At 37.0% G+C, this 12,250-nt stretch carries 12 protein-coding genes; 9 read left to right on the top strand and 3 right to left on the bottom strand.

The window, feature by feature from the left end:
• The first annotated feature begins 76 nt into the window (after positions 1-76).
• Entirely contained in the window at positions 77-775 is a 699-nt protein-coding gene (locus A8L44_RS10560) for a YrrS family protein (RefSeq protein WP_066105366.1), read from the top strand.
• Positions 776-908: 133 nt separating this feature from the next.
• Here the strand turns inward: A8L44_RS10560 and A8L44_RS10555 are convergent, their stop codons facing one another.
• Both A8L44_RS10555 and A8L44_RS10550 read right to left on the bottom strand, forming a co-directional pair.
• Entirely contained in the window at positions 909-1,280 is a 372-nt protein-coding gene (locus tag A8L44_RS10555) for a hypothetical protein (protein ID WP_066105359.1), read from the bottom strand.
• 993 nt (positions 1,281-2,273) lie between these two features.
• Positions 2,274-2,480 (bottom strand): DUF2536 family protein, encoded by a 207-nt coding sequence (locus A8L44_RS10550; protein WP_066105356.1) that lies wholly within the window; start codon positions 2,478-2,480, stop codon positions 2,274-2,276.
• A 150-nt stretch (positions 2,481-2,630) separates the two neighbouring features.
• Here A8L44_RS10550 and mtnN point away from each other — a divergent pair, with 150 nt between their 5' ends.
• From mtnN to A8L44_RS18545, 6 genes are all read left to right on the top strand, one after another.
• Positions 2,631-3,326: a 5'-methylthioadenosine/S-adenosylhomocysteine nucleosidase gene (gene mtnN, locus A8L44_RS10545; RefSeq protein ID WP_066105353.1), complete on the top strand. Its 696-nt coding sequence runs from the start codon at positions 2,631-2,633 to the stop codon at positions 3,324-3,326.
• Positions 3,327-3,516: 190 nt separating this feature from the next.
• On the top strand, positions 3,517-3,729 hold the full coding sequence (locus tag A8L44_RS10540) for a YrhC family protein (RefSeq protein WP_077248071.1): 213 nt from the start codon (positions 3,517-3,519) through the stop codon (positions 3,727-3,729).
• A 475-nt stretch (positions 3,730-4,204) separates the two neighbouring features.
• A complete protein-coding gene (locus tag A8L44_RS10530) occupies positions 4,205-4,588 on the top strand; it encodes a DUF454 family protein (protein ID WP_066105347.1) in 384 nt (127 codons plus the stop codon).
• A complete protein-coding gene (locus tag A8L44_RS10525) occupies positions 4,585-6,309 on the top strand; it encodes an ABC transporter ATP-binding protein/permease (protein WP_066105343.1) in 1,725 nt (574 codons plus the stop codon). Before A8L44_RS10530 ends, A8L44_RS10525 begins: the two co-directional genes overlap by 4 nt.
• Complete coding sequence (locus tag A8L44_RS10520) at positions 6,306-7,988, top strand: amino acid ABC transporter ATP-binding/permease protein (RefSeq protein WP_066105340.1); 1,683 nt, start codon at positions 6,306-6,308, stop codon at positions 7,986-7,988. Before A8L44_RS10525 ends, A8L44_RS10520 begins: the two co-directional genes overlap by 4 nt.
• A gap of 319 nt (positions 7,989-8,307) precedes the next feature.
• On the top strand, positions 8,308-8,442 hold the full coding sequence (locus A8L44_RS18545) for a YrzI family small protein (protein ID WP_077248070.1): 135 nt from the start codon (positions 8,308-8,310) through the stop codon (positions 8,440-8,442).
• A 378-nt stretch (positions 8,443-8,820) separates the two neighbouring features.
• Here A8L44_RS18545 and A8L44_RS18960 read toward each other — a convergent pair whose 3' ends face one another.
• Positions 8,821-8,988, bottom strand: coding sequence for a hypothetical protein (locus tag A8L44_RS18960; protein ID WP_175354276.1), 168 nt, complete (start codon positions 8,986-8,988; stop codon positions 8,821-8,823).
• A 170-nt stretch (positions 8,989-9,158) separates the two neighbouring features.
• Here A8L44_RS18960 and sigK point away from each other — a divergent pair, with 170 nt between their 5' ends.
• The gene (gene sigK / locus A8L44_RS10515) at positions 9,159-9,875 is read left to right on the top strand and encodes an RNA polymerase sporulation sigma factor SigK (RefSeq protein ID WP_066105338.1); all 717 of its coding nucleotides are present in this window, start codon (positions 9,159-9,161) and stop codon (positions 9,873-9,875) included.
• Between the two features lie 82 nt (positions 9,876-9,957).
• The gene (locus tag A8L44_RS10510; RefSeq protein WP_066105336.1) at positions 9,958-12,213 is read left to right on the top strand and encodes an MMPL family transporter; all 2,256 of its coding nucleotides are present in this window, start codon (positions 9,958-9,960) and stop codon (positions 12,211-12,213) included.
• Positions 12,214-12,250: the final 37 nt, after the last annotated feature.

The following is a 12,250-nucleotide window of genomic DNA, read 5'->3' as shown; positions in this document are numbered from 1 at the left end:
AAAAATTGAATAACTTTTAGTGATTACCTATCCATGTTAAAATAATCTTTATTATAAATTTGAGGAGGAAGTGTATATGGATAGGCAAGATAAATATCCTTCGCGTATGGATAAACGTCAGGATAAAAAGGTAAACAAAGTCTACAATATACTGATTACAGTTGTCGTTCTCCTTATTGTCGTTGTGGGAGCTACTATATTTTTAGGTAATAATGATGAACCGGCAAGTCAGAAGGCTGATACCAATCCTGAAAGTAATCAATCGGCAACCAATAAAGAAGACGAAGCTGACAAAGAGGAAGCTGACAAAGAAGAAACTGCAATGAATGAAGATGAGCAAGCATCTGAGAATGAGGACGAAGAGGGCCAAGATCAAGACCAAAACGCTGATCAAGATTCCTCTGAATCTGAAGATGCAGTAGAGTCTGAGAAAGTTGAAGAAACAGCTTCTGATGGAAATGTGGAAGAAGCGTATTCTGATCCTTCATGGAAGCCAGTAGGTACGGAACAAAGTGGAGAGCATGTTACACAATACGAGAAAGGTTCCACTGATTGGAATGAAATGGAGCAAGCCATTGCCTATGGAGCTGGCATAGAACAAAGTAATATGACCTTATGGTATTTACAAAATGGCGGTGAACCGAATAAGGCAATTGGTACTGTATCACCTAAAGATGGATCAAGCACGTATCGTGTATATATCGAATGGGTTGATGGTGAAGGATGGAAACCGACAAAGGTAGAAAAACTTATAAAGAATGACAAAGCTAGTTAACCAAATAAAAATACTTTTAAAGCTGCCGTGTTTGGCAGCTTTTTTGATTGTTACTTTTAAGGGAAATCCAGATAATTTGAAGAGTGGAAATACAAAGAGGTAATCGTAGCCATTTCAAAAAGGATGTATCATGTCAGTCAATATCTCTTAAATGTGTTCGAATCTCGGATGCGGTTTTTGTGGGATTTTCACATTGGAAAATAATATATCTATACTTTTTATGTCCTTGCAATTCTATGATGACCAACGGTATCCTACCGCTGTATGAAAGAAAATACCATTCATTCTGATATTTATAACTTCCTTCATAAATATTTAAGAATGAAATAGAAGAACCAGGCATCCGTATCATCCGTGTAGGAGCGTCGAAATAATCTACTAAAACATTTTTTATTAGAGGGTAGGGCATTTGAATCTTTCGTTTTAAAGCAAAAAAAGTTGTTAAACCTGTAAGAGTTAAAATCAGTTCATGCTTATCGTCATCAAACTTTATTTCTCTCCCCATATATAGCACCTCCTATTATTCATTTCTGCAGGTCATAAAGGCGTTGCCGCACGAAGTAGTGTACTTAAGCCTTTAATCCCTAATAAGCTCCCTACGGTGCCTCCTCTTATGCTTCGGAGGCCTAAAAGATGTAGGTCATGAAGATGTTGCCACAGGACGTGACGATTTTAGTCTTTGTTCCTTAATATACCCGTTTTTGGATTTTTAGTTAATCCAGCTTCGACTCCTAGTCCCTCAAGTCATAAGCAAATACTCTGCGGGAGGGAAGAACGTCTCCCTCTGAGTATTCGTCTTATGCTTTTCGGGCCTGAACAGTCGTCTCAGCTTTTTAGTTAATCTAGCTTCAGGGCCTAACCGCTCGAGTCATAAGTGTAGCTGCTGCGGGAGAAAAAAGCGTTCTCCCTACGCAACTCCTCTTATGCTTGTCGCGGCTGAGCAAGGCCCTTCAGCTTTTTATCTAATCCAGCTTCAGGGCCTAGGAGTTCGGGACATAAGCATAGCCTCTATGGGGGAGAAACATCCCCTTCGAGCCTATGTCTTATGCGGGCCAACAGGATGTTGGTCATGAAGACGTTGCCACAGGACGTGGCGCCTTTAGTCTTCGTTCCTTAACATGAGCCGTTTCAGCTTTTTAGTTAATCCAGCTTTGACTCCTAGTCCCTCGAGTCATAAGCAAATACTCTGCGGGAGGGAAAAACGTCTCCCTCCGAGTATTCGTCTTATGCTTTTCGGGCCTGAACAGTCGTCTCAGCTTTTTAGTTAATCCAGCTTCGACTCCTAGTCCCTCGAGTCATAAGCAAATACTCTGCGGGAGGGAAAAACGTCTCCCTCCGAGTATTCGTCTTATGCTTTTCGGGTCTGAACAGTCGTCTCAGCTTTTTAGTTAATCCAGCTTCAGGGCCTAGGAGTTCGGGACATAAGCATAGCCTCTACGGGGGAGAAACATCCCCTTCGAGCCTATGTCTTATGCTTCTCACTCCTGAACAAGGCCCTTCAGCTTTTTAGTTTATAGTGTACTACGGCTGTGTATATGGGTTTGCCTTCGGGGGTGGTGTGGATTTGGTGGGATATGTGGTGTACGGATAGCATGATTGCTTTGTTTTGATCTATTTTTTGTTGGATTTGTTTTTCAAGGTTTTGAATTGAGGATGCCTCGAAAAATTCAACTTTGTCTTCAATTAGTTCTAATTTAAATTCCACTTTTTTTGCCTCCTTCATTTTCAAACTAAGTCTACCAAAAATGCCTGGAATACTCTAGTTCCAATAAAGGATTAGTGGTCTGTTTATGCAGATGATTTATGGTAAAATGGTACATGTCATTTTAATTTTTGTAATAAAGGAGTTATACTGATGAAAATTGCTATTATTGGCGCAATGGAAGAAGAAGTTGCTTATTTGCGTGAGAATATAGAAAGTGCCGAGTCTGTTGTCATTGCTAATACAGAATATACAACTGGACAGATGTTTGGTGTGGATGTTATTTTGTTAAAATCCGGTATTGGCAAAGTGAATGCTGCCATGGGAACAACTGTCCTTCTTGAAAAGTTCAAGCCTGATTTTATCATCAACACTGGCTCAGCAGGTGGCTATAACCCAGAATTAAATGTAGGAGATATGGTCATTTCAACTGAGGTACGTCACCATGATGTGGATGTTACGGCGTTTGATTATGAATACGGACAGGTTCCACAATTACCTGCAGCATTTATTGCTGATGAAAAGCTTGTATCACTTGCAGAGAAAGTGGCCGCAGGCATAGACGGGGTTGGAGTTGGAAAAGGGTTAATCGCAACCGGTGACGTATTTATGTCTGATCCTGAACGTGTTCGATTTGTAAGAGAAAAGTTTCCACAGCTGCAGGCAGTTGAAATGGAAGCAGCCGCTATTGCGCAGGTGGCTTATCAGTTTAATGTTCCATTTGTAGTAACGCGCGCATTAAGTGATATTGCTGGCAAAGAGTCAGATTTATCATTTGATCAATTCCTGGAAAAGGCTGCATTGCATTCAGCTCAACTGGCAATGGGAATTGTAAAAGAATTAAAATAAAATTTTTAAGTTCTGTCGAAATACTAAGACAGAACTTTTTTGTTTTCTTAAAAAAATAATGTGATTGTTCATAACTATTGATACCATTCTGTCCATATATTTTAGTGGTTCGCCTGCCACTATTTACATTAGCATAGGGAGGAATATCGTGTTACTGTATTACTAGTTTATTTGAAAGGTGGTAGTTTCCTTGAAAGAGAAAATGATAGATTATAAACGTTTTGGTACAACTCTCCTAATGTTTGCTGTATTTCTTTTTTTAGGATCCATATTGCCAAAGGAAGGTATGAGTGAAGTAGTAAAGGAATACTTAACTTTTGCTACTGCTGGAGTATTGGCGTTATCCGCATTATTTTTTGCTTTATCCAAGAAATATGGGAAGTTAATACAAGACGAAGAATAAATTCTATAAAATACAGGTCAACTCATTTAATGAGTTGGCTTTTTTTTATAATCTTTTAATCAAGAATCTTTACAGGTACTTGATAAATTTATCATTGACATTGATAATCATTATCAATAATATTAATATATCAAAATAATAATGTACGGGTGGTTTCTAATGATATTGTTGACATTACATAAACTTTCTTTTTTTATTTGCTTATTCTTTGGGGTTTTACACCTGTTTAAAAAGAATAGACCGATAAAACTTACTCATAGATGGAGTGGTTGTATAGCCTTGATAAGTATATTTATATATTTATTTCAAATGAGTTCTAATTTATTTGGTTATATCATTTATATGCTTATCATTGCTCTGACAGCAATAATTCCTTTTTTAAAGAAACAAAAAAATTGTACGGCCGTTCATATAGTTGGAGGGTTAGGCTCTATAGTATGGCTTGTATTGATACATATTTAGTGGGGGAAGACAGATGAAAAAACTAATTTTACTGGGATTGGGATGGATATCTCTATTGTTTGGTTTAATTGGAATCGCAGTTCCTATTTTACCAACGACACCTTTACTATTACTGACAGCAATTTTATTCGCTGGTAATTCAGTTAAATGTGAAAACTGGCTGAAGAAACAGTCATTTTACGAAAAATATGTAGTGAGCTACCAAAGGGATGGTGGTCTTACTTTAAGAAGAAAATTAACGATTTTACTAACCGTGTATTTATTACTTCTAATCAGCGGTTTAATGGTCAATCATTTGCACGTTCGCATTGTTCTATGCGTGTTGGCAGTTGTTAAATTGATTGTTTTTATAAAAATTCCTACGATTAATAATCAAGAGGAAGTGCAACAAATATGATTCAAAAAGAAATGATGATTTATGCAAAAAAGTATGGAATCATCCCTGTTTTGGTTCAAGTTACATTATTGCAATTATTGAATGTTGTTATAAATATAGTGATTGTATTTGAGATTGCGGAATTATTTTCTGCCTTGTTCTATGTTCATAATATCGTTATGGATATGTACTACATTTTATATATTGGATTGATTATAGCTATAAAGTTCGGCTGTCATTATTACTCGACAAAGCTCACACATTATACATCATTTGAGCTAAAGCATAAGGTGCGGAGAGAACTGTTTGAAAAGCTTCTTTCACTGACCCCTCAAGAGATTACCAAACTGGAAATCAGTAAAATTAGCCAGCTCGCGGTAGAAGGTATCGAGAATATCGATGTTTATTACAGTCGTTATCTGCCGCAATTTTTTTATAGCCTGTTGACTCCTGTCCTGCTATTTGTGGTAATGGCAAAATTGAATTGGAAAATTGCGCTTATGTTGTTGATCAGTGGTTTTTTAATTCCGGTTGCCATTGTGGCCGGCGTAAAAATTGGAAAGAGAATTTTTAAAACATATTGGAATAAATACTTGGATGTTGGTAAAAAGTTCGTTGAAGGTGTAGAGGGACTGCGCACCTTAAAAATTTATAACGGAGAAAAGGCATACGGAGAGATTATGAATAAGGAAGCAGAGGAATTCCGCTATATGACGATGAAGGTGCTTAGGATGCAATTGCAATCTATCACCATTATGGATTTAATCGCCTATTTAGGAGCAGCTTTGGGAATCGTCTGCTCAGTGATTGCCTATAAAAATGGAAACTTAAGTTTAACTGGCTTTATCTGTTTTTCTCTGCTGGCGATTGAATTTTTTGTACCATTTCGACTGTTGGGATCCTATTTTCATGTAGGTATGAATGGTACGAGTGCCTTGAATTTATTATCCTCCATTTTAAAAATTGACTCGCAAAAAGAAGAACCAGCTGTTCATAAGGATATCACAGGAGATTTATGCATTAAAAATATAACCTATACTTATCCATATGCTGAAAAACCGGCTTTGCAGGATTGCAATCTTGTCATCAAGCAAAGCGAGGTGACGGGAATTGCAGGTGCTTCTGGTGCAGGAAAAACGACTATTACACATATTCTGCAACGTTTCATTGAACCGGAAAATGGAACAATTGAAATCGGTGGGACATCTTTAGCGGAACTGCCTATTGATCAGGTGCATCGATTGATTGGCTGTGTCAGTAACCGTTCCTATATTTTTGAAGGTACGATTTTTTCTAATTTAATGATGGCTAAACCAACTTTGGAGGTAGAAGAGGCAGAAGAGATTATTAGGTTTGTGAAGCTAGATCAATTTGCTGCTAACCTTCATTATAAAATTCAAAGCGGAGGGACGAATCTTTCAAGCGGACAGCGCCAAAAATTAGCAATTGCCCGAATGCTGTTAAAGAATCCTAAAGTGTTTATTTTTGATGAAGCTACTGCCAATATCGACCGTAGTAGTGAAGATGATATTCTTGATATTATTCAAAGAATCAGCCGTCAGGGAAAAATGGTTATCATGATTACCCATCACTTGCAGCGTTTAGTAGATGCAAATCAAATCTATGTATTCTCCAATGGAAAAATAGCTGAACAAGGCAATCATCAAACACTTATGAACAATGGGAACATTTATGCAGAGCTATTTGAAGAACAACAATCAATCGGAAGGTGTGCAGTATGATTAGCAGCGGAAAGAATTTGATTCAATTAATGAAAATATTAAAGCCGCTTATTCCACATATGATGCTGACAATCCTTCTTGGTACATTAGGTTATTTGGCGGTTTCAGCCATAAGTCTTATAGGAGGGATGGCTTTCTTGGATGTAATGGGCCTTAAGGACTTTGGAAATGGAAGACTGTTGCTGATTATGATTATTACAGCAGGTATAATGCGTGCTGTTTTTCGTCTGTGCGAGCAATATATGACCCATTACATTGCATTTAGTCTTCTGGCTACTATCCGGTCTCATATCTTTAGATCCCTTGGAAAGCTTGGGAATGGGCAATTAATGAGCTTTCAAAAAGGGGAGCTTATGAATGTTATTACTAAGGATGTAGAAATGCTTGAAGTGTTTTATGCGCACACAGTAGCTCCTGTTTGTATTAGCTTTATCACAGGAATTGTTTATCTGGCGATTTTTTGGTCTTTTCATCCATTTTATGCTGTTGCAGCGTTGTTCTCATATTTGTTAATAAGCTATGTTGTTCCGAAAAGTGTGTACAGAAGCGGACAAGAAGCAGGAGAAGCTTATCGTGTTCAATTTGGCATGCAAAGTCAATATATCCTTGATCGATTAAAAGGGTTGAAGGAACTGTACATTTTTGGACAGGAGCAACAGACAATTAATCAAATTGACGAATATAGTGAGGAATTAAATAATTCTACTTTGTCCCTTAAGAAACATGAAGGTCTACTCAAGGCATTGACGGATGGGGCATTATACCTTTCAGTGTTTATACAAATTGGTATATCCATTTATTTATACGGAATTGGTAAAGTGGATGCAGGTACAGGGCTTTTAGCTGTGCTGCTGCTTTATTCTTCCTTTGGTCCTGCACTAGCTTTATCGCAGCTTAGCTCGAGCCTTGTTCATACATTTGCCAGTGCTAAACGTGTCTTAGGAATCATGAATATTACTCCTGAGGTAAATGAGGGAGGCAGTCGTGAACTCGTCCATATTGGTAATATTAAATATAAAGATGTTCAATTTGAGTATGAAAAAGGCAAACATTTATATAAAAACGTTAATTTTGAATGGAGAATAGGAGAAATTATTGGCATCAGGGGAGATAATGGTACGGGAAAATCAACATTGATTTCATTACTGCTGCGGGATATTCCAGTTACGAAAGGTACCATACTATTAAATGGAGTGCCAGCCGAGGAGTATGATGCCGATTCTTACCGGAATCATTTCAGTATGGTTGATGCTCATACAATTGTATTTTCGGATACATTGCGCCGGAATCTGACGATGTATAAAAAATATAAGGATGAAGAAATTTGGGATGCTTGTGAGAAAGCAGGATTGTATCAATTTATAAAAAGTCTTCCAGAAGGATTGGATACACATCTTCAGGAATTTGGTGAAAATCTTTCAAGTGGACAGCTCCAACGATTAGCGTTGGCCAGATTATTCCTGGATGATGCCTCGGTTTTCATCCTGGATGAACCTACGACCAATCTTGATGCGTTGAATGAATCCTCCATTCTTCAGGCCATTAAAGCCCATGCGGGAGATAAACTTGTTATTCTCATCAGCCATCATCCGGAGGTACTGGCTATGGCAGACCGTATTTTTGAAGTGAGCAATGGACAAATAAACGAAATGGAATGCCAGCATTGTAAGAATGTGTAATATAGGCAGTGGGATGATATCAAGACACACTTAAACACTTGTCGGTTCATGAACAACTTGGACAAAACATTATATAAGCCTGGCATTAGAGCTGCAGAATAATTTTCTGCGGCTTTTTGCTTTGTTTAAAATTTATGATATGTAGATACTTACCCATTCTGGTTTTCTAAAGGTCTGTAATGGTCTATATTTTGGTGAAAAATAGTAAATTAAACTATAGGATTTTTATACAATTTTAGTTCTATATTGGTGGTGTGATGAATATATTGATAAAGTGTGCTAAAAACACCGATGATTTGAAGCTTAAGGAGGTAATTGCATGACCTTTAATATGATTCTGTTCACGGTTACAATCAAGTCAAATAAATTGGGCAGGTCTGAATACGTTTCAATACGTCAGGCGGAAAATGAAATACTTGATCGAAAAACAACTATAATTAATAAATTCTATTAATTATATTCCATACTCGAGTATGCGAAGGTTGACCGGTCCAAAAAAATTTGCTCAATCGGAAGGAAGGCGATAGATATGACTAGCAATATGATAGTAAAGACATCAAAATTTTTCTGGATTAATAAGGATAGTGCATAACGAACTGTTCACATTCCTGTAAAGAATTAGTCAATTATTCTTCACATCACGTCGCTTGGGACACTCCTTTATTATGTTAAATTTAGGTAAATGGGAAGAATAAGGGGTTGGTTACCATGTTATTATTCGTAATGGGGGTTGCTACTGCCGTTACAATCACATTTGTCATTGTAGCTGATATCACAACTATAGAATTATAAAAAGAAGAAAAAAACTTATGCAGAGCATAAGTTTTTTTCTTTATTTAGGACCAAAGTATCCCCCGCTCCAGAAACCCCAAAAGCCAAAGAGGAATAATAAAATGAATAGAATAATTAAGATCGCAAATCCGGCGCCATACCCATTTCGGCATGGTGGAGGAGGATAGCCCCAACCGCAACTGGGTCCTCCAAAATGATAAGGATACATAGGTGCACCTCCTTATATACCGTAGATTATTATTATAATATGGGATGATTGCTTATATGGTTGGGCATAAATCAAATATCTTATTTTCAGAAGGACAGGCAAGGGATAGAGGCTGCTGTCATACATATCTAATAGTCTAACTGGTTGGAAACAGTGAGGAGCTGATTTAATTGGCAGGAGTTTTAGCAACGTTTGGCTATTTTATTAAAGAATTGGTTTTTCTCGTCTCCTATGTTAAAAACAATGCATTTCCTCAACCATTATCAGCAAAGGAAGAAAGGGAATGTATTGAAAGAATGGCGGAAGGAGATGCGGAAGCAAGGAATTTATTAATTGAACATAACCTAAGGCTTGTAGCTCACATTGTAAAGAAGTTTGAAAATACTGGGGAAGATACTGAGGATCTCATTTCAATCGGAACGATTGGCTTAATCAAGGGAATCGAATCTTATTCCTCAGGTAAAGGCACGAAACTTGCTACATACGCGGCCCGCTGTATAGAAAATGAAATTTTGATGCATCTAAGAGTGATAAAAAAAACAAAAAAAGATGTTTCGTTGCATGACCCGATTGGCCAAGATAAAGAGGGAAATGAAATTTCATTGCTTGATATATTGAAGTCTGAGTCTGAGGATGTAATTGACACAATTCAGCTTAATATGGAACTTGAAAAAGTGAAGAAGTATATTGATGTGCTTGAGGACCGTGAAAAGGAGGTTATTGTTGGCAGGTTTGGCCTAGATCTAAAAAAGGAAAAGACACAAAGAGAGATAGCGAAAGAACTGGGTATATCTCGCAGCTATGTTTCAAGAATTGAAAAGAGAGCATTAATGAAAATGTTCCATGAATTTTATCGAGCAGAGAAAGAAAAAAGGAAGAAAAAATAGTCAAAACGGGCAAAAGATACTTGTCCGTTTTTTTCGTTAAAAGGAAATAATATTGTCACGCTCAAAAAATTGAGGTGTCAATATGCACGAATCTAAACCCCAACATAATTCTTCTTATTTTTACCGTTTTGGCTGTAAGGTCATTCAATATTATAAAGTTATCCTGCTAGTTTGGGGATTACTGTTTCTTGGCGGAATAATGCTAATACCATCTTTTTTTAACCATCTTTCACCACCGCAATTAAATGTAAAAGGTTCACAATCAGAACTAACTCAAAAATTAATGGAGCATAACTTTGCAGATGATATGGGTGAACAAAATTTTCTTGTTTTTCATTCGAATCAATGGAAAGTAAATGAACAAAAATTTTACGAACCGGTAGATAATGTTCTGGCTGAAATCCAAAAGATAGAAGGGGTAACTGTAGTTGCAAATCCGATGGAGAACCCTCTGCTGGAGGGGGAGAATCAAGTTTCAAAGGATTTGCACACTTGTTACGCGTTACTTTTTATTGAAGGGAATAAAGGTCGGGTTTTAGAAACGATTGATGTACTTAGTGAATATTTGGATGCGCAGAAGGGTGGGCTTGAACTATATTTGACAGGGGCCACTCCGACAATAAAGGATTTGACCCATATGGAAAAGCGGGATCTTACCTTTGCGGAAAAATTGGGCATGCCTTTTGTTCTTGTGGTTCTTTTATTTGCATTTGGTTCTCTTACAGCGGCTTTAATCCCGATTATGTTAGGAGGAATGGCGGTAGTTCTTACCTTTGCATGTTTAAGTCTTTCGGGATATCAGGATTTTGACATTATTGTACCAAGTGTAGTGACGATGATTGGACTGGGAATAGGAATTGATTATTCTTTATTTTTGATTATTAGATATAGGGAGGAACTTCAACAAAATGATTCTCATCAGGCAATCGCCATAGCCATTGCCACAAGCGGAAAGTCTATATTTTTATCTGGGTTGACGGTTATGATTTCATTAATCGGACTCCCTCTTGTTCATGCAAAATTATTTCTTAATTTAACAGTGGGCACATTTGCTGTTTTATTTATATTATTGTTGCTGACACTTACCTTTTTACCTTCATTATTATGTTTGCTTGGACATCGTCTGAACAGTTTCTCCATACCATATAAAAAGAAGACTAATCAGAGAAAATATCTGTATCGATGGACAAAGCATATCATGAAGTACTCACTTCCTTATTTAATTGGGAGTTTGCTTATTCTAGCAGCATTGACCGCTCCATTATTGCAGATGCATTTGGGAATAGGGCTTAATCAAGATGCCTTAAAGGATTATCCATCTGGAAGAGGAAATACGCTTTTAGAGGATAAGTTTGTGTCCGGTCTATACTCACCGGTTCTCCTGGTAAAGAAGGCTTCAGGTAGTCGGTTCAGTATGGAAGAGCTTAAGGAAATTTCGACTGTTGGAGATATCCTCAAAACCTTTGATGAGGTCCAAATGGTTTCATCCATTACAGAATTGACTGACAATCTTTTAGGTGATGATGATACATACAATGAGGTAGCAGAATTAATAAAACTACCTGAACTTAAGGAATATACCAGTTTTTTGATTAATGACGATTTTAATGTAGCCCCTTTAATGATTACGTTGAAATATGCCCCAGATTCTACTGAAGCAAAAACTTTTGTCTCTAAGCTAAATGAACGGTTTGAGAAACAGGTGAATGAAGGGAGCCTTTATATTGGAGGGCTTACAGCTCAAGTGAATGATTTGCATGAAGAAACAGCAAAAAAAACACCCATCGTCATTGTGGTTGTTTTAATGATTTCCTATTGTTTCTTGGTAATTGCTTTTAAGAGCATTTTTATTCCAATAAAAGCAATTCTATTAAATATTATTTGTGTAACAGCAGCATGCGGAATGACAGTCTTAGTCTTTCAATTTGGATGGGGAGAAGAGTATCTTCAATTTACTTCTCCAGGATTTATACAGTCTTATTTGCCTGTATTAACCTTCGCAATTTTGTTCGGACTTTCTATGGACTATGAGGTATTTTTAGTCGGAAGGATTAAAGAAGAATGGGAATCATCCCACGATAATGAAGAATCAATAGCAAGGGGAATCGAATCTACAGGTCCTTTTATTACCCAGGCTGCCTTAATTATGATCATTGTTTTTATTTCATTTATCCTGACACGCGTATTAGAAATTAAACAGCTGGGCTTTACTTTAGCGATTGCTGTTTTATTGGATGCGACGATTATTAGGTTAATCCTTGTTCCAATCCTCTTGAAAATGATGGGAAAATGGAATTGGTGGTTTCCGAGTATGAAGAGACGATTTAAATTGAAATGATGATATACTTGACTGTATCAGTAAGAAAAATCTTTCC

It is taken from the genome of Bacillus sp. FJAT-27986 (genome assembly GCF_001685035.1).
GTDB lineage: Bacteria > Bacillota > Bacilli > Bacillales > Pradoshiaceae > Pradoshia.
Note: the sequence above shows the minus strand (reverse complement) of the source record. Positions and strands in the feature narration are given on the sequence as shown.